This is a genomic window from Pseudanabaena sp. lw0831 (genome assembly GCF_016584665.1).
GTDB lineage: Bacteria > Cyanobacteriota > Cyanobacteriia > Pseudanabaenales > Pseudanabaenaceae > Pseudanabaena.
In genome coordinates this window covers 28,956-49,473 of the sequence record NZ_BBJB01000096.1, presented here as the reverse complement: position 1 = coordinate 49,473, position 20,518 = coordinate 28,956, and the positions used below count along the sequence as shown (strand labels likewise).

At 43.4% G+C, this 20,518-nt stretch carries 7 protein-coding genes; all 7 read left to right on the top strand.

Annotation, left to right across the window (positions count from 1 at the left end):
* Positions 1–516: 516 nt before the first annotated feature.
* The 7 genes from APA_RS20635 (at position 517) to APA_RS20605 (ending at position 20,474) form a co-directional block, all read left to right on the top strand.
* Positions 517–2,349 carry an iron uptake porin gene (locus tag APA_RS20635; protein WP_201324113.1) on the top strand — a complete coding sequence of 611 codons (1,833 nt, stop codon included), beginning with the start codon at positions 517–519 and terminating at the stop codon, positions 2,347–2,349.
* A 123-nt stretch (positions 2,350–2,472) separates the two neighbouring features.
* Positions 2,473–3,858, top strand: coding sequence for a cytochrome P450 (locus APA_RS20630; RefSeq protein ID WP_201324112.1), 1,386 nt, complete (start codon positions 2,473–2,475; stop codon positions 3,856–3,858).
* 252 nt (positions 3,859–4,110) lie between these two features.
* Complete coding sequence (locus APA_RS20625) at positions 4,111–9,525, top strand: AAA family ATPase (protein ID WP_201324111.1); 5,415 nt, start codon at positions 4,111–4,113, stop codon at positions 9,523–9,525.
* Entirely contained in the window at positions 9,518–14,857 is a 5,340-nt protein-coding gene (locus tag APA_RS20620; protein ID WP_201324110.1) for an ATP-binding sensor histidine kinase, read from the top strand. Before APA_RS20625 ends, APA_RS20620 begins: the two co-directional genes overlap by 8 nt.
* Positions 14,854–16,341: a hybrid sensor histidine kinase/response regulator gene (locus APA_RS20615; RefSeq protein WP_201324109.1), complete on the top strand. Its 1,488-nt coding sequence runs from the start codon at positions 14,854–14,856 to the stop codon at positions 16,339–16,341. The genes APA_RS20620 and APA_RS20615 overlap by 4 nt, the downstream gene beginning before the upstream one ends.
* 112 nt (positions 16,342–16,453) lie before the next feature.
* On the top strand, positions 16,454–19,213 hold the full coding sequence (locus APA_RS20610; protein ID WP_201324108.1) for a hybrid sensor histidine kinase/response regulator: 2,760 nt from the start codon (positions 16,454–16,456) through the stop codon (positions 19,211–19,213).
* Positions 19,214–19,217: 4 nt separating this feature from the next.
* A complete protein-coding gene (locus APA_RS20605) occupies positions 19,218–20,474 on the top strand; it encodes a hybrid sensor histidine kinase/response regulator (protein ID WP_201324107.1) in 1,257 nt (418 codons plus the stop codon).
* Positions 20,475–20,518 lie beyond the last annotated feature (44 nt).

Genomic DNA, 20,518 nt, shown 5'->3' with positions numbered 1-20,518 from the left:
AATTTGCTTTCAAACCCGCCACAAACAAGAATATAAAACCCATTCGGAGCTTCGCCCTGCGACCCATTTTGTGGTGGGGTTGAGCGATAATTGCTGTAAGTCCCCCAGAATTGGGGGATTTAGGGGGCTAGATAACTAGAGCTTCAAACGAGATTTTAAGTGTGATGTAATTCTTAAATGGTTTCTAAGTACTTGTACAAAATAAATTACCCAAATTTGTAAGATTTCTCCTCTGTGGGCAGAAATCTTACAAATTTGGGTTTGTCATTAATTAAGTCTATCTACGTTAAATGGGTAAGCAAAGCAAACTGTAAATGCCCAGATCCCCGACTTTTTCTGTGGCTGACAAAATTGATCTTTGCTTGCAAAGAAAAAGTCGGGGATCTCAATCTCTGTATTTTCAGTTTAAACACAGTCTGAGAAACAAAAACTTGGTTGTAATCCTAAAAGGGTATTTAATAATTTCTATAGGTGAACAATCTTACAAAAATGTTGTGTGATGTGAGTGAAAAACAAATGAATGTCAAGATTTCTTCCACTCTGATAATACTATCTGCTGTCTTGAATGTCCTTTTAGATATTGGGACTCAGGCGTTTGCAATAGAACCTGCCCAGGAGGTTAAAGAGACCAAAGTCATAGAAACTTCTATACCTGAGCCATTAGAGCAGCAGCGCGATCGCCTATCTAGCTACAATGCTACGCCCGAACCAACGCAACCGATCGCCCAAATTACCTCTGTATCACAACTATCAGATGTAAAAACAACTGATTGGGCTTTTACCGCTTTGCAAAGTCTGGTGGAGCGTTATGGCTGTATCGAAGGCTATCCTGACCGTACCTATCGGGGAAAACAAGCGATCGCCCGTTACGAATTTGCGGCTGGGCTGAATGCCTGTTTAGATAAAATCAATGAAATAGTAAGTGCAGGACTAGCAGATAAAGTTAGTCAAGCGGATTTGGCGACCCTCAAAAAACTCCAAGAGGAATTTGCGGCTGAGCTATCGGTACTAAGGGGAAGAGTCGATGCGCTGGATGTAAAAACTACCCGACTAGAAGCACAGCAGTTTTCGACAACGACAAAACTAAACGTTCTCAGTTCCTTCAACCTGAGTAGTGCTTTTAGTGGCGGAAATATTCTTGCTGAAGGCTTGCCGATTTCTGGAAGCGTTCCTGTGGCTCGATTTGCTGCTCGAAATCCATTTACAGGAAGTCCCATTGTTGGCACAATTACCGAAAAGCCAAATACCACCTTAAGTTATTCCAACTATCTCATCCTTACTTCTTCGTTTACGGGGAGCGATACACTGAATATGATTTTGGCGATGGGCAATGGCAATCCTCCAGCTAGTGCCTATAGTTCGGCAGGATTTTCGAGTACTTTTGGCGTACCTTATGCGGATTCAAATCCAGTTGTACCACTAGCTGCCAATAGTGTTGGTTTATTTGAGCTGTTCTATAGTTTTCCTATTAGCGATACGTTAAGGGTACAAGTTGGGCCGAAGATTTTGCCTTTTCGCCAGTTTGATGTCAATCGCTTTACATCGGTAATTAGTGGCGCAGGAGGCTTAAACTCCTTTCAAAGTACGCTCGCCAATAGTGGGCTATCAGGTGCAGGGGCGATCGCTAGTTGGAGAATATCCGATCAATTTTTGTTAAAAGCAGGCTATCTTGCCCGTAACGATGCCTCTTTTCTATACTTTGGTGGAGACAGTGCCAGCAATCCCAATCGCGGCTTATTCGGTGGTTCCAATCAAATTCTGACGGAACTCACTTATTCGCCTAGCGATTCCACAAATTTTCGGTTTCTCTACAGCCGCACCTATAATCAAGCACCTCCAGCTTCGCCACTTGGTCAACCCAATCTGCCTTTCTTTCTAACTTATTCGGCGAGGGGGGTAGCTGATGATGGATTTGGGGGTAGATTACAAGATAGTACAGGGGACAATTTTGTCTTTAACTTTGATTGGCTATTAAATCAATCCTTTGGCTTGTTCGGACGCTATTCCTATAGTAGTTATCGCATTGCACCTGTAAATCTGGCGATCGCTGGTGGTAATGTCAATCTGCAAGCCTTCCAAGTTGGTCTTGCCTTTCCCGATCTTGGGAAGGAAGGAGCCTTAGGCACGCTGTCGTTTACCATGCCATTTCAAGTACTTTCTGGACGAAATTTCCTCGTTGCGGGTAATGGCGATGGTGGCACACAATATGATTTAGAGCTAACGTATTCTTATCCGATTATGAGATTTATCACGCTCACGCCTTCGTTGTTTGCAACGTTTAATGCTAACAACTTTAGTAGTAACCCCACAATTTGGGGAATGGTATTGCGGACACAGTTCTTATTTTAGAGTTGGTTTACAGCGCAAAGCGCTGAAGTAAAAACATAATTTGGGTTAAAAGTGTTGCCTAGTAACACTTTTAACCCAAATTATGAGTCGTTGGATCGCAAAATGTTGTAAAGAGTAAAAGCAATGCCTGATCCTGTAGTTTGGTCTGATGAAGTTGCCAATGTACCGCTTCCACCTTTAGTCAAGGGATTGCCGATTTTGGGAAGCAGTTTGGAACTCGCAGCCGATAGCCCCAAATTTTTTCTGAAACAATATCATGAGGTCGGTGCAATTTTTCGTGTTCGCGCCCTCGATCGCCAATTTACAGTAATCGCAGGAGCGGAAGCCAATCAGTTTGTTAACCAAGTCGGAACCGAGTTTCTCAGTGGCAAAGACTTTTGGCAAGAGTTTGTAAAAGAATTGGGTGTTGAGGAATTGCTGGTCAGTTTAGATGGCGATCGCCACCAACAGCAGCGCCGATTTTTGAAATCAGGATATTCGCGCAACGCCATTATCGATGCTTTTCCAGAGACAATCCAATTAATCCAGTCTCTGACCGCCGATTTGCGATCGGGACAACGATTACAAGTTTTACCCTTTTTTCAAAAAATTATCTGCGAACAGTTAGGGATGTTACTTGCCGACTGTTCCCCTGGTGCGTATTGTGCAGATTTAGTTAATTTTTTACAGACATCTCTAAATGTACTGGTGGTGAGGCAATCGCCATCATTTTTATTATGGATGCCATCTTATAAACGCGCCAAGCGCAGGGTACTCGAATTAGCTCGCATCGCGATCGCCAAACGTCGCAGCAGTGATGTTAAGCGGGAAAGACCCAATTTAATCGACGATCTAATTGCGGACTCTAAAACGCTACATCCCATGTTCTCGGAAGCCGAATTGATTGCGGCGGCGGTTGGGCCATACCTTGCTGGTATAGATACGGTTGCGAATACCTGCTCTTTTATGCTTTACGCATTGCTGAAATCTCCTGAAGTCATGGCAAAAGTAATGCAGGAAGTCGATCTACTGTTTCGAGATGGTATACCTAATGCAGAACAATTACGCGGGATGAGTGCTTTGCATGGCACAGCGATGGAGACACTGCGGATGTATCCTGTGACGGCGGCGATTCAACGCTATGCGATCGCCGATTTTGCCTTTCAAGGCTATCGAGTGGAGGCGGGAACCCATGTGATCATTGCCACGACATTGCCCCATTTTTTGCCACAATTTTTCCCAAATCCCAACAGTTTTGACATCGATCGCTTTCATCCACCTCGCAGCGAACATAAGCAAAATGGCGCTTTTGCTCCTTTTGGGGCAGGCGCACATCTATGCTTAGGTAACAGGTTAGCCGAAGTCCAAATCATGTTAACTATGGCGACGCTGTTACATCAGTTGGAGTTTTCCCTCGAATCTCCAAATTACACAATGCAACCAACTAACAATCCTACTCTTACCCCAGGGAATAAGTTTTATCTGCACGTTCAAACTAGAAATTCTCATGACAAAAATCTGGTTGAGTGAAAGCAAGCCTGAGGCTTGCTTTCACTCAACCAGATCTAGGAGTTTTCAGCGCCGCAGGCGCTGAAAACTCCTAGATCTGGTTCATAATGAGAATTGCATCTGAGTTACTCCTACTTAGAACTTATGCAAAAGAACGAGATGTAGGCGCAATTAAATATAAAACCTAAAGAAGCTGATTCGCCCGCTTCGCGGGCGAATCAGCTTCTTTGGGTTTTGGTTTTCATTCTTCAGGAGCGAGAAGAAATCACGGTCATGTTTGAGATATCTGGCTACCAAATCAATTCATTAATTTATGAAAGCGCTCTATCGAGCGTTTGTAGGGGATATCGGACTAGTGATTTCCAACCAGTTATCCTGAAAATCCTCAAATTGGAATACCCAACGCCAGAGGCGATCGCGCGGTACAAATTAGAATACGAAATTTGTAAGCGGCTAAGTCATATTGAGGGCGTGGTTAGAGCCTATGACTTTACCAAACATCAACGATTTCAATGCATCACCTTTGAAGATTTTGGTGGTGAATCGCTCCGCATCTTGAAATCCTCACGCACCTTTAATCTGATCGAGATTCTAGCGATCGCAGGACAAATTGCTGGCATCCTCAGCGAAATTCATGCTGCAAATGTAATTCATAAAGGTATCAATCCCTCCAATATCATTTTTAACCCAAGGACATCTCAAGTCAAAATCATTGATTTTAGTATCTCCAACATTTTGTCGCGGGAAAATCCGACGATCCGCAATCCGAATACTTTGGAAGGGACGCTTGCCTATATGTCGCCAGAGCAGACGGGGCGAATGAACCGTACTCTCGATAACCGCAGCGACTTATATTCTTTGGGGGTGACTTTGTATGAACTTATCTGCGATCGCCTCCCTTTTGAATCCATCGATCCGCTCGAATTAGTTCATTGCCATATTGCGAAGCTGCCAATCGCCCCCCATAGCATCAATCCTGAGATTCCCAAGCCCGTCTCGGATATTGTCATGAAACTATTGGCAAAAACAGCAGAAGATCGCTATCAAAGTGCTTTGGGGTTAAAAGCAGATTTAACAATTTGTAGCAAGAGCTTAGAAAGTAAAGGTAAAATCACCGATTTTTTGCTGGGCGAACATGATGTTTCTGATAAGTTTCAAGTTTCACAGAAGCTTTATGGGAGGGAATTAGAAATTTGGCTCTTACTAGCAGCCTTTGAATGCCTGAACCTTGGCAAAGCTGAAGTCATCATGGTTACGGGTTTCTCTGGCATCGGAAAATCGGTACTAGTGCATGAAATCTATAAGCCGATTACCCAAAAACGGGGTTACTTTATTTCGGGTAAGTTTGACCAATTTCAACGCAATATTCCCTATAGTGCTTTTGTGAATGCTTTTCGGGAACTGATGACGCAATTGCTGACTGAAACTGAAAGCGAACTACATACATGGCGAGATCGCTTGCTAGAGGCTTTGGGAAGTAATGCCCAAATTATCATTGATGTGATCCCCGAAGTGGAAAAGATTACTGGCAAGCAAGCGACAGCATTAGAACTCCCACCCACCGAAGCCCAGAATCGTTTCAATTTAGTTTTTCAGAATTTCGTGCGCGTGTTTACGAAACCAGAACATCCGCTCGTGATCTTTTTAGATGATCTCCAGTGGGCCGATGCCGCTTCTTTAAAACTGCTGCAATTACTCGTTACGGCCGCAGATAGTCAGTTTCTCTACCTTATCGGAGCCTATCGCAATAATGAAGTAGATGCAATTCATCCCTTAGGTTTAACCCTGAATGAGATTGCAACAACGGGAATATCAATCAACAAAATTGTCTTATCCCCCCTAGAGAAATCAGATGTCTATGATTTGCTTGCCGATACGCTGAAATGCGATCGCGAAACGATCAAACCACTAGCCGAACTCGTCCTCCAAAAAACCGATGGCAATCCATTTTTCATTAACGAATTTCTGAAATCACTATATGCCGAAGGTTTAATCAATTTCGATCTGAATCATGGTACTTGGCAGTGGGATTTAAGCCAAATCCAGTCTGTAGATTTTACAGACAATGTGGTTGAGTTAATGTCGGGCAAAATTCAGAAGTTAGCGCCTGAGTCTCAGGAAATCATCCAAATCGCCGCCTGTATTGGCAACCATTTTGATTCTCAAACCCTCGCGATCGCTGCTAATCGCCCCCATCGAATGGTGCTGCAAGATCTATTACCAGTCTTAACCGAAGGATTGATTTTACCGCTAACGGATAATTACAAATTTGCGATCGTTGATACCGACGATGATCTTTCAGAAAGTTTTTTAGTTGACTACAAGTTTCTCCACGATCGAGTTCAGCAAGCAGCTTATGTACTGATTCCCGAATCTGAGAAGCAAGTTACCCATCTTAAAATCGGTCGCCAGTTGCTCAAGAAAGTTCGCAGGCAGCAATCAAATGGAGAAAGTTTAGCGCTCGAAGAGGAAGCATTTCGGATCGCGAACCATCTAAACACGGGAATGGGATTGATTACCGATCCCCAAGAACGACTTGAATTAGCAGAACTAAATCTAATCGCAGGAAAAAAAGCCAAGGATTCTAACGCCTATGCCGACGCTCAAAAATATCTAGCGATCGGGATTGGGCTGCTGCCAGATTCTGCATGGGAAGTTCACTATCCGCTTACACTGAAACTCTATGAGGCTGCAGCTGAATCAGCCTATTTGAATGCTGAATTTGATGAGTGTCATCGCTTAGTCGATCGCATCGTGCACCATGCCAAGCATATCCTTGATACGATTAAGTCCTACAAGGTCAAGATTAATGCCTATACAGCCCAGAGGAAATTTCACGAAGTTCCCACAACCGTAAATTCCATCCTGATTCATTTAGGTGAGACGATTCCACCTTTTCCAAACGAGTTACAGGTTGGTTGGGAACTCATAGGTACTGAGCTTCGCACGCGCTTGCTTGGGCTTAAGGGCTGGGATACCTTACCAATTATGACCGATCCCTACAAAATTGCGGCGATTCATATTATGGTCTCGATCGCGAACTCTGCGATCAATTTAAATCCTTTACTTGTAGGTATTGTGATTCTCCGCATCGTAAAATTGACCCTGCAATACGGAGTCACTCCAGATTCACTAATTATCGGCGCAGCCTATGGATTAATCCGATGGGTAGCTTTTCAAGATATCGAAGGCAGCTATAAGATAGGGCTAGTTAGTCTGCAATTGATTGAGCAACATAATATTCGATCGATAGCTTCTTATTCTATATCAGCATTTGAGTCATGTCTAAGGCACTGGAAAGAACATCTCAGAGACTCTCTCCCAAATTTACGCCAAGCTATCCAAATCGGCATTGAATTTGGCGAATATGAAGCGATCAGCTTTGGTGCATCGGCTTACTGTATCCATCGTTTTTTTGTCGGCGATCCTTTAGCATCAGTGATTCAAGATTTCCAAAACTACGAAGCTTTCCTCCTGAATAAAATTAAACAACCGCAGGTCATCGATCAAAACCGAGCTTGGCATCAGCTAGCCCTGAATTTAACAGGATTGGGAGAGAATATGCCATTCCTTGTCGGTACGGCTCTAAACGAGTTCGAGATGCTTCCCATTTTTTTGGCGGAAAAGAATGGAATTCCGATTTACTATACTTATACGGCTAAGGGAATATCGCACTATTTTTTTTATGACTACAAGGCAGCGATCTCGACCTTTGAACAAGCTACACCTTTTTCGCGATCTATTGTTAGTGCATTCGGATGTTCCCAGCATAACTTTTATCAATCCCTTGCTTGTTTGGGGCTATGTAAAAGTTTGCTTAGAACTTCCCGTCACACTTATCTCAAGAAAGTTGCTAAAAACCAGAAAAAAATGCAGCGTTGGGCAAAACATTGTCCAATGAATTTTCAACATAAATACGATTTGGTGGAAGCAGAAAGATATGCTTTACTGGGACAGCAATCACTGGCGATGGAATATTACGATCGCGCGATCAAAGGAGCAAGAGAAAATGAATATATTCAAGAAGAGGCTCTAGCCAACGAACTAGCTGGGAAGTTTTATCTCCAAAAGCACAGAGATAAGGTCGCTCAAGCTTATTTTGCCGATGCTTGCTCTTGCTATCAAAGTTGGGGAGCAAGTGCCAAAGTACAGCACTTACAAGAGACTTATTTACAATTTTCCAGCCGCAAGTTCGATCCTCGTAAAGATACGCTTACTATCTCCTCCGATCTGAGCCGATCATCCACGTATAGAAGTGGACCGACAGGGCTTGATTTAGCATCCGTAATTAAAACCTTCCAAATACTTTCTGATGAAATCGACTTGAAAAAGCTACTAGCCAAATTAATGAAGCTTTTGATCGAAAATGCGGGTGCAGAAGTTGGTTATTTAATCCTAGAAAGCGAAAATGAACTAAAGATTGAGGCTTCAGGAAATGCTGGAAGCGACGAGATAGAAGTACTGGGATCGCGTGCGATGGAAAAGAATCTCCCAGTCTCAATTATTAACTTTGTTGCCCGTACTTTAGAGGGTGTCGTGCTAGGTAATGCTACACAGGAAGGGAAGTTTACCAACGATGCCTATATCCAATTGCACCAACCAAAATCGTTATTATGTATGCCATTAATCAATCAAGGCGAACTTGCAGGCATTCTCTATCTCGAAAATGACCTCGTCACCGAAGCCTTCACCATTGACCGACTCGAAGTCCTTGCGTTGCTATCCAGTCAAGCGGCGATCGCCATCAACAATGCGCGTTTATACAGCAACCTCAAGCGGTTTAACGAAAATTTAGAACAACTAATCGGCGATCGCACCCAAGAATTATCACAAGCCCTCTCTAATCTTCAATCGGCTCAAACTGAGTTAGTTAAATCCGAAAAGATGGCGGCTTTAGGAGGATTGGTCGCTGGTATCGCCCATGAAATCAATACTCCAATTGGAATAGGTGTGACTGCTGCATCTTTAATCACCGATAAAATCCAAGAGCTTTCAGAGTCTCTTCAAAAGGGAACGCTAAAACGATCAGATCTCGATAAGTTTATGGATACCCTCCAACAAAGTAGCAAAATCGTTCTGTCAAACCTAAATCGGGCTGCGGAACTGATCCAGAGCTTTAAGCAGGTAGCCGTCGATCAATCTAGTGAGGAAAGGCGATCGTTTAATCTCAAAACCTACCTCGAAGAAGTTTTACTCAATCTTCAGCCAAAACTCAAACGCACAAAAATTAACGTTGAAATTCAATGCGCCGATAATATTGTTCTTGATAGCTTTCCTGGTTTGATTTCGCAGATCGCCACTAACTTAGTCATGAATTCCTTAAGTCATGCTTATGATGCCGATGACAACGGCACGATCTTCTTTGCCATATCTCAGCAAAATCAACGGCTGAATTTTGAATATAGCGATGATGGTAAGGGCATTGCCCCAGAGAATATCGGCAAGATCTTTGACCCATTTTATACAACTAAGCGCGGACAAGGTGGAAGTGGTTTGGGTCTGCATATTGTCTACAATCTCGTTACCCAAAAATTACAGGGTAGTATTACCTGCGAGAGTCAAGTCGGGGTAGGGACTAAATTTATGATGGAAATTCCCCTCACAGTTCAACCATTCAGCGATTCTCCCAGCCATAAGTTTGCCGATAGCGATCGAAGACAAAGAGAGGAGAGAAATATTCATGTTTGAGATTTCTGGCTATAAGCTCACCTCTTTAGTTTATGAAAGCGCTCTATCGATCGTTTATCGAGGATATCGTGAGCGCGATTTCCAACCAGTTATTCTGAAAATCCTCAAATTGGAATACCCAACTCCAGAGGCGATCGCAAGGTACAAATTAGAATACGAGATCTGTAGTAGGCTCCAGCAGATTGAGGGCGTGGTTAAAGCCTATGACTTTACCAAATATCAACGATTTCGATGTATCACCTTTGAAGATTTTGGTGGTGAATCGCTCCGCATCTTGAAGTCCTCACGCACCTTTAATCTGACAGAAATTTTAGCGATCGCCGCCCAAGTTGCTGGCATCCTCAGCGAAATGCATGGATTGAATGTGATTCATAAAGACATTAATCCCTCAAACATCGTTTTTAATCCCCGCACATTTCAAGTCAAAATCATCGATTTTGGCATCTCCAACATTTTGTCGCGGGAAAATCCGACCATCCGCAATCCGAATAAACTGGAAGGGACGCTTGCCTATATGTCGCCCGAACAGACAGGTCGGATGAACCGCACTCTCGACAACCGCAGCGATTTATATTCTTTGGGTGTGACCTTATATGAACTTATCTGCGATCGCCTCCCTTTTGAATCTAACGATCCGCTTGAATTAGTTCATTGTCATATTGCCAAGATCCCGATCGCTCCATGCACTCTTAATCCTGAGATTCCCCAAGCCGTCTCGGATATTGTCATGAAGCTATTGGCAAAAACAGCCGAAGATCGTTATCAAACTGCGCTGGGGTTAAAAGCAGATTTAACAATTTGCAGACAGCTCTTAGAGAATAAAGGTGAAATCACCGATTTTTTGCTAGGCGAACAAGATATTTCCGATAAATTTCAAGTTTCCCAGAAGCTCTATGGTCGAGAACTTGAAATTTGGCTATTACTTGCCGTATTTGAATGTCTGAACCTTGGCAAAGCCGAAGTCATGATGGTTACGGGATTCTCTGGTATCGGTAAATCAGTACTTGTGCATGAAATTTACAAGCCGATTACCGAAAACCGTGGTTACTTTATTTCGGGTAAGTTCGACCAATTTCAACGCAATATTCCCTATAGTGCGTTTGTGAATGCTTTTCGGGAACTGATGACGCAGTTACTGACCGAAACAGAAAGCGAACTGCAAACATGGCGCGATCGCTTGCTAGAGGCTTTGGGAAGTAATGCCCAAATTATCATTGATGTGATCCCCGAAGTGGAAAAGATTACTGGCAAGCAAGCGACAGCATTAGAACTCCCACCCACCGAAGCCCAGAATCGTTTCAATTTAGTTTTTCAGAATTTCGTGCGCGTGTTTACGAAACCAGAACATCCGCTCGTGATCTTTTTAGATGATCTCCAGTGGGCCGATGCCGCTTCTTTAAAACTGCTGCAATTACTCGTTACGGCCGCAGATAGTCAGTTTCTCTACTTTATCGGAGCCAATCGCAATAATGAAGTGGATATGATTCATCCCCTAAGTTTAACTCTGAATGAGATTGCGGCAACGGGAACCGCCATCAATAATATCGTCCTATCACCTCTGGAGCAATCGGATGTCTATGACCTAGTGGCAGACACCTTGAAAAGCGATCGCGAAACGATCGAACCACTTGCCGAACTCGTCTTCCAAAAAACTGCTGGCAATCCATTTTTTATTAACGAATTTCTGAAATCACTATATGCAGATGGCTTGATTGATTTTGATTTAGAAAATCGTAATTGGCGATGGGATTTAAGCCAAATCCAGTCCGCAGATTTTACTGATAATGTAGTGGAGTTGATGTCGGGCAAAATTCAAAAGCTGACACCCGACGCTCAAAAAATCATCCAAATCGCTGCCTGTATTGGCAACCATTTTGATTCTCAAACCCTTGCGATCGCAGCCGATCGTCCGCATCGAATGGTGCTGCAAGATCTATTGCCAGTCTTAACCGAAGGGTTGATTTTGCCGCTAACGAATAATTATAAATTTGCGATCGTTGATACCGACAATGATTTTTCGGAAGATTTTTTAATTGACTACAAGTTTCTCCACGATCGCGTCCAGCAAGCAGCTTACGTGCTGATTACCGAATCCGAAAAGCAAATTACCCATCTCAAAATCGGTCGCCAGTTGCTAAAGAAAATTCGCAGGCAGCAATCAGATGGAGAAAGTTTAGCGATCGAAGAGGAAGTATTTCGGATTGCGAACCACCTAAATACGGGAATGGGATTGATTACCGATCCCCAAGAACGGCTCGAATTAGCAGAACTAAATCTGATCGCAGGTAAAAAAGCCAAGGCTTCTAACGCTTATGCCGATGCCCAGAAGTACCTAGCGATCGGTATTGGGCTGTTGCCAGACTCTGCATGGGAAATGCACTACCCACTGGCACTGAGGCTATATGAGGCTGCAGCTGAATCAGCCTATTTGAACACAGACTTTGATGAGTGTCATCGCTTAGTCGATCGCATCGTACACCATGCTAATCATATTCTCGATACGATTAAGTCCTACAAAGTCAAAATTAGTGCCTTTACCGCCCAGAGGCGATTTCATGAAGTTCCCACAACTGTAAATTCCATTCTAATTCGTTTAGGTGAAACGATTCCACCTTTTCCAAATGAGTTGCAGGTCGGTGTGGAACTCCTGCGTACAGAGCTACGCACTCGCTTACTGGGGATTAAGGACTGGACAAGTTTACCAGCGATGACCGATCCCTACAAAATCGCGGCTGTCTATATTATGTCTACAATCGCCACCTCCGCGATCAATTTAAATCCTTTACTTGTAGGTGTTGTGATTCTCCGCATTGTGAATTTGATCCTGCAATACGGAGTCTCGCCAGATTCACTAATTATCGGTGCAGCCTATGGATTAATTCGCTGGGTCGCTTTTCAAGACATCGAAGGAAGCTATCGGATTGGGTTAGTTAGTTTGCAATTAATCGAACAGCAGCATGTTCGCTCTGGTTCTTCTTTGTCTATATCAGCATTTGAAGCATGTCTGAGGCATTGGAAAGAACATCTCAGAGACTCTCTACCAAATTTACGCCAAGCTATCCAAATCGGCATTGAATTTGGCGAATATGAAGCGATCAGCTTTGGTGCATCGGCTTACTGTATCCATCGTTTTTTTGTCGGCGATCCTTTAGCCTTGGTTATTCAAGATTTTCAAAATTGTGATGGCTTACTGTTAAATAAAATCAAACAACCGCAGATCGTCGATCAACACCGAGCTTGGCATCAGCTAGCCCTTAATTTTGCAGGTTTAGGAGAGAATATACCATTTCTTGTCGGTACGGCTCTAAACGAATTCGAGATGCTGCCCACTTTTTTGGCAGAAAAAAATGGAATTCCCAGTTACTATGCCTGCACAGCTAAGGGCGTATCGCATTATTTTTTCTATGACTACAAGACGGCACTTGCCGCCTTTGAGCAAGCCACACCTTTCTCGCGCTCGATTGTCAGTGCGTATGGATTTGCCATCCATAACTTCTATCAATCCCTTGCTTGTTTGGGCTTGTGCAAAAGTTTACCGAGATCTTCCCGCCATACTTATCTCAAGAAAGTTGCGAAAAATCAGAAAAAAATACGACGCTGGGCAAAACATTGTCCAATGAATTTTCAACATAAATACGATTTGGTGGAAGCAGAAAGGTACGCCATACTGGGACAGCAAATAGAAGCAATGGCATACTACGATCGCGCCATCAAAGGGGCAAGAGAAAATGAATATATTCAAGAAGAAGCTCTAGCCAACGAACTGGCTGGGAAGTTTCATATCCACCACAATAGAGGCAAAATTGCCCAAACTTATTTTGTCGATGCGGTCTCTTGTTATCAGAGTTGGGGAGCGATCGCCAAAGTACAACACTTGCAAGAGACTTATTTACAATTTTCCAACCGCAAGTTTTCCTCTCGTATGGACACGCAGATCCTGCATAGCCGATACTCTAATCCTAGTACAACCATGATGACGACGGATCGATCAGTGGGAATCGATTTAGCATCAGTAATTAAGACCTTCCAAATACTTTCCGATGAGATCGATTTAAACAAGCTGCTAGCCAAACTAATGAAGATTTTAATTGAAAATGCAGGTGCAGAGGTTGGTTATTTAATTCTAGAAAGCGAAAATGGACTCAAGATTGAGGCTTCAGGAAATGCTGGAAGCGACGAGATAGAAGTACTGGGATCACGTTCGATGGGAAATGCCATTCCTGCCTCGATCGTCAATTTTGTTGCGCGTACTTTAGAGAGTGTCGTGCTTGGTAATGCTACTCAAGAAGGAAAGTTTACTGGCGATGCCTACGTTAGAGCGCATCAACCAAAATCGTTATTGTGTATGCCATTAATCAATCAAGGCGAGCTTGCGGGTATTCTCTATCTAGAAAATGACCTCGTCACCGATGCCTTTACAACCGATCGCCTCGAAGTCCTTGCCTTGCTATCCAGCCAAGCGGCGATCGCAATCAACAATGCGCGTTTATACAGCAATCTCAAGCGGTTTAACGAAAATTTAGAACAACTCGTTGGCGATCGCACCCAAGAATTATCACAAGCTCTCTCTAATCTCCAATCGGCTCAAACTGAGTTAGTTAAATCTGAAAAAATGGCGGCTTTAGGCGGATTGGTCGCTGGTATCGCCCATGAAATCAATACCCCAATTGGAATAAGTGTGACTGCGGCATCTTTAATCACCGATAAAATTCAAGAGCTTACAGAGGCTCTTCAAAATGGAACATTGAAACGTTCCGAGCTCGATAAATTCATGGATATCCTCCAACAGAGCAGTAGGCTTGTGCTTTCAAACTTAAATCGTGCTGCTGAACTGATTCAGAGCTTTAAACAAGTAGCTGTCGATCAGTCTAGTGAGGAAAGGCGATCGTTCGAGCTAAAAGCTTACCTTGAAGAAGTTTTGCTCAATCTCCAGCCCAAACTCAAACGCACAAAAATTAATGTCCAAATTGATTGCGCCGATAATATTATCCTTGATAGCTTTCCTGGTTTGATTTCGCAGATCGCCACCAACTTAGTTATGAATTCCTTAGTCCATGCCTACGATTCTGGGGATAATGGTACGATTTGCTTTAGCATATCTCAACAGCCCGATTATCTTAGTTTTGAATATAGCGATGATGGCAAAGGTATTCCACCCGATAATATCGGTAAGATCTTCGACCCATTTTATACAACCAAACGCGGGCAGGGAGGGAGTGGTTTAGGACTGCATATTGTCTACAATCTCGTTACTCAAAAATTACAAGGTAGTATTACTTGTGAGAGTCAAGTGGGGGTAGGGACTAAATTTATTATGCAAATTCCTCTATGATTGTAGGTAAGTACCTCGTCACAATTAAAAAAACAGAACCAGAAGCTGTACCGCCTGCTGCGCAGGCGGTACAGCTTCTGGGGGTTTTATATTTAATTGTGCCGAGCTACTTAGAACTTAAAAGTTTAATACATTCACGCCAATTCAAATTCCCCATGGTTAATGATGAGCTAATGGTTGATGACATGATGGAATTTGCTGATGAAGATGAAATTAGTCAAGTTTCATCACATAGTCTAGAGTCATGGAAAGTCCTGATCGTTGATGATGAAGTAGAGATTCACAACATCACGCGACTTGCCTTGCAAGATTTTAGCTTCGACAATAAGAGGCTACATTTTTTAAGCGCTTATTCAGGTGCAGAGTCTCGACAGATGATGACCGACAATCCTGATATTGCGGTTATTTTGCTGGATGTGATTATGGAATCTGATGATGCTGGTTTGATCACAGCCAAGTACATCCGCGAAACACTCCAAAATCGAGCGATGCGGATCATTTTGCGTACAGGACAGCCAGGGCAAGTACCCGAACGGCAAGCGATCATCGATTATGATATCGATGATTACAAGACTAAAACAGAATTTACTTCACAAAAGCTGTTTACCACGATTATTACGGCTCTGCGATCGTATAAGGCCTATAAATCATTAGAATCGTTGAATGTCAATCTAGAACGGACAAATGTAGAACTCATTCGAGTTACCAAGTTAAAAGACGAGTTTCTATCCAATATGAGCCACGAGTTGCGCACACCACTCAACGGCATTCTCGGAATGGCTGAATGCTTGCATGAAGAAATTTTTGGAGCAATTAATCCGAGTCAAAAGGATGCGATCGCGACGATTCAAAGCAGCGGTAATCATTTACTCGAATTGATTCAAGATATGTTAGATGTCTCCAAACTTATGGCAGGAATGCTAAAGCTAGACATCAAAACTGTAGCGATCGCCGATTTGTGCAACTCCAGTCTAGAGGTTGTTAAGCAAAAGGCTATCAAAAAGCAAATTCAACTTACGATGACTATATCTTCAAATTTGGAAGTGATCAAAATCGAAATTGATGAGCGCCGATTCAGGCAAGTACTAATCAATCTGCTCGATAATGCCATCAAATTTACTCACTCTGGCGGCAAAGTAAGTCTAGATGTAAGAATGGAATCAAAAAAAGCTGATGATACTCTTGCCATGCTGGATTGTATTTCTTGGATTGATTTATCAGTTACAGATACAGATATTGGCATTAGTCAAGGCGATCGCGACAAGCTCTTTAAACCATTTATTCAGTTAGATAGTGGGCTCAGCCGTAATTACGAAGGTTCAGGATTAGGACTGGTAATTGTAAAGCAAATCGTGGAACTCCACGGTGGTTCTATCGATTTCAGCAGCCAAATTGGTCAGGGCAGTTGTTTTACTGTGCGTATGCCTTACAGAAATACTCTCCCAAGAAGTTACAGCGCTTTGCACTCAACCCTGAACCAATAATGTTTTGAGGGTCTTACAAAGCAATACTTTCAAAAATTTATTATGTTTTTTTTGACCGTAAATTGTTGTGAAAATGTATTTGGTTATCGCTCGTTTAGGTTAGTCATCTGCCATGTCTTCTTCACCTCCCATCAATCGTAGCCTCATTCATCGTATTCCTCTGCGAGCAGTTCTGATTGTGCCGTTTGTCCTGCAAATCTTTGCTGCCGTTGGACTAACAGGCTATCTCTCACTCCGCAATGGGCAGAAGGCGGTGAATGATCTTGTTGATCCATTACAGCAAGAAACGACTTTTAGAGTTAACGAAAGAGTGCAGGACTACTTAGAAGCACCGCATTTAGTCAATCAGATTAACGAGGATGCGGCTCAAACGGGAGTGTTGGATTTTAATGATCTTGAGAGTAACAGGAACTACTTTTGGAGACAGGTTCTCCGTTTTAAGTCGATTGGTCATGTGGGAATGGCTAACGAGAAAGGGCAATATCTGCGCGTAGGTTGGGTAAATCGTTGGATTGGTTCTGAGGAGCCGCAACTTGCCGTGAAACCGACGATAGGCATTGGCGACTTTTTGTATTACAAACTTGACAAGAATGGTAATCCCACTACAGTTGCCAAGACTGTTCCCAATTATGATGCCCGCAATCGCCCTTTTTATAAGGCTGCTCTCAAAAACAATCGCGCCGCCTGGAGTGACGTTTATATCAACGCGGGCTATGGATCGCTGCAAATTAATGCCAGTTCCCCATACTACGACAAACAGGGGAATTTTATTGGTGTGCTTACTTGTCAGATGGGGCTAGATCAGATTCGTGGATTTTTGCAAACTTTACAGATAGGCAAATCTGGCAAAGTGTTCATAATTGAGCCATCTGGTGAATTAATTGCAACTTCTATCGCCAACGAACTCCTAACCGTCGGTAAAGGTGAGACTCAAAAGCGTCTGAAAGTACAGAATAGTAGTAATCCGATCGCACGCAAAAGTATGGAGTCTCTCACCGAACGCCTCAAGAATTTGGAGGACATTCGCGAAGGAACCCAGTTAGATTTTCAGCTAGATGGTCAAAGATACTTTCTGAAAGTATCTCCGATGAGGGATACCTATGGGCTTAACTGGCTGACCGTGGTGGTTGTACCTGAAGCTGACTTCATGGCTCAAATCGAGGCAAATACGCAAACTACAATTCTGTTGTGTTTAGGCGCATTGGGTTTAGCAATTCTTCTGGGGATTTATACTTCCCGTTGGATTGTGCGCCCGATTCTGAAATTGCAGCAGGCCAGTGAAGCGATCGCATCTGGAGAACGCGATCGTATCGTTGAAGTCGAAGGCATTAACGAACTCGAAGGATTAGCGCGATCGTTCAACCAAATGGCAGCCCAGCTCAATAATTCCTTCACCGCCCTCGAAGATCGTGTCGCCGAACGCACTGTCGAACTGCAACAAGCCAAACTTGCCGCTGACAATGCCAACCAAGCCAAGAGCGAATTTCTCGCTAACATGAGTCACGAACTGCGAACACCCCTAAATGGCGTTCTCGGTTATGCTCAAATTCTGTCCCGCTCCAAAACCTTAGCCGACAAAGATCGGCATGGAGCTAACATTATCTATCAATGCGGCTCCCATTTGCTTAACCTGATCAACGATGTATTGGATATTGCTAAAATTGAAGCCCGCAGATTGGAACTATCTCCCCAAGCTCTACATCTACCCGCCTTGCTCCAAGGGATCGTTGAAATTTGTCAAATTCGCGCTGATCAGAAAGGAATTGACTTCTACTACGAACCAGATCTAAACTTACCCACAGGGATCGAAGCCGATGAGAAGCGGTTACGCCAAGTTTTGATTAACCTTTTGGGCAATGCGATCAAATTTACGGATAGAGGTAGCGTGACCTTGAGAGTTGAGCAATTGTCCTCAGATATGCAAGCAGCGAGACTGTGCTTCTGTGTCGCTGATACTGGCGTGGGTATTGCTCCAGAACATGTCAAAAATCTATTCCAAGCGTTTCATCAAGTGGGTGATAAAGCTCGCCAAGCCGAAGGTACAGGGTTAGGTTTGGCGATTAGTCAGCAGATCGTGCAGTTAATGGGCGGGCAAATCCAAGTTAAGAGTAAGATCGGTGTTGGCAGTGAGTTCTTCTTTGAAGTCGAGCTACCGTTGGTCCTGGATTGGGATCACCAGCAAACGTTATTGGCTAACAACATCGTCGGCTATGAAGGAGCGCGTCGCCAAATTTTGCTGGTGGACGATCGCTGGGAAAATCGAGCTGTGTTGAGGAATTTGTTGGAACCCCTCGGTTTTGCGATCGCTGAAGCCGAAAATGGACAGGATGGTTTAAATCAAGTGCGTCAGCAATTGCCAGATTTGGTGATTACTGACCTAGCAATGCCAGTGATGGATGGCTTTGAGTTTGTGAAGCAATTGCGTTACGATCCAGATCTGCGATCGCTTAAAGTAATTGTTTCCTCAGCATCCGTATCCCAACTTGATCGACAAATGAGCCTAGATGCAGGTGGAGATGATTTCTTAGCAAAACCTGTACAAGTTGATGAGCTGTTGACCTTATTAGCTCAGTATCTGCAACTCACTTGGCAATATGACGAAACCAATTTAGACTCTACCCCGATCGGCAATAATGTTTCCACCACCGAGATGATTCCTCCCCCAACCGAAGACTTGCAAATTTTAATGGAGCTAGCACAGGATGGGCTGCTGCGGAAGCTTGCTGATGCTGCCGAGAAAATCGGTCAAAAAAGCGATCGTTACCAACCCTTCGTGCAACGTCTTCTGCAATTAACAAAACAACTCCAACCCGAAAAGATCGAGTCATTTATTCAACCATACCTCACCAACGAAAGGACTGTGGAAGATTAATCCTATGACAACCGCTTTAACTGGACTAATTTTAATCGTTGATGATATCCCCAGCAATCTGGATGTCATCTCCGAAGCGCTCAGTAATGTGGGCTATGACGTGGCGATCGCCACTAGTGGTGAGCGAGCCTTGCAACACCTGAAGCGACAATCACCTGATTTGATCTTACTAGATGTGATGATGCCAGGAATGGATGGCTTTGAAACCTGCCAGAGACTTAAGGAGAATCCCAAAACTTGCAACATTCCCATCATTTTTATGACTGCTGTCGCTGATGCTGTCAGCAAAGTTAAAGGATTTGAGCTTGGGGCGGTAGATTACATCACCAAGCCCTTTCAAGAACAAGAAGTTTTAGCGCGGCTAAAAACTCACATCAAGCTAAAACAAGTGAGTCAAGCCCTCGAAACTAGGAATACAGAATTACAACAACTAACAGAAAACCTTGAGCAAATCGTAGGCGATCGCACCCAAGAACTGTCGCAAGCCCTCACCAACCTCAAAGCCGCCCAAAACGTGCTGGTCGAATCCGAAAAAATGGCAGCTTTAGGTGGATTAGTCGCAGGTATAGCTCACGAAATTAATACGCCGATTGGAATTGGCGTGACCGCAGCCTCACTAATCGCGGATAAAACTCAGGAGATGGCAATTACTCTTAAAAATGGAATGCTGAAACGCTCCGATCTCGACAAATTTATGGATAATCTGCAACAAAGCAGCACGATCATTCTGGCAAACTTAAATCGAGCTGTCGAGCTGATTCAGAGTTTTAAGCAGGTAGCCGTCGATCAGTCTAGTGAAGAGAGGCGATCGTTCGAGCTAAAAGCCTACCTTGAAGAAGTTTTGCTCAACCTCCAACCAAAACTAAAGCGGACAAATATTAACGTCCAAATTAATTGTGCCGATAATATTATCCTTGATAGCTTTCCGGGATTGATTTCACAGATCGCCACTAACTTAGTGATGAATTCCTTAATTCATGCCTACGATCATGGCGATAACGGTACAATTACCTTTACGATTTCTCAACAACACAACCGTCTTACTTTTGAATATAGCGATGACGGGAAGGGCATTGCGATCGATAATATCAGTAAGATTTTTGACCCGTTTTATACGACCAAACGTGGACAGGGAGGGAGTGGTTTGGGTCTGCATATTGTCTACAATCTTGTCACTCAAAAATTACAAGGTAGCATTACCTGCGAGAGCCAAGTCAGCGTAGGTACTAAATTTATTGTGCAAATTCCGCTCTACTTGTAGCAACCTTTAAGAGTTAGATGTATTCTAGTAATTAGCTGGGCATA

What these genes read in the sequence shown, in the direction of transcription:
- APA_RS20625 (WP_201324111.1), top strand. Translation starts at nt 4,111, where the DNA reads ATGTTTGAGATATCTGGCTACCAAATCAATTCATTAATTTATGAAAGC.
- APA_RS20635 (WP_201324113.1), top strand. Translation starts at nt 517, where the DNA reads ATGAATGTCAAGATTTCTTCCACTCTGATAATACTATCTGCTGTCTTG.
- APA_RS20610 (WP_201324108.1), top strand. Translation starts at nt 16,454, where the DNA reads ATGTCTTCTTCACCTCCCATCAATCGTAGCCTCATTCATCGTATTCCT.
- APA_RS20605 (WP_201324107.1), top strand. Translation starts at nt 19,218, where the DNA reads ATGACAACCGCTTTAACTGGACTAATTTTAATCGTTGATGATATCCCC.
- APA_RS20615 (WP_201324109.1), top strand. Translation starts at nt 14,854, where the DNA reads ATGATTGTAGGTAAGTACCTCGTCACAATTAAAAAAACAGAACCAGAA.
- APA_RS20630 (WP_201324112.1), top strand. Translation starts at nt 2,473, where the DNA reads ATGCCTGATCCTGTAGTTTGGTCTGATGAAGTTGCCAATGTACCGCTT.
- APA_RS20620 (WP_201324110.1), top strand. Translation starts at nt 9,518, where the DNA reads ATGTTTGAGATTTCTGGCTATAAGCTCACCTCTTTAGTTTATGAAAGC.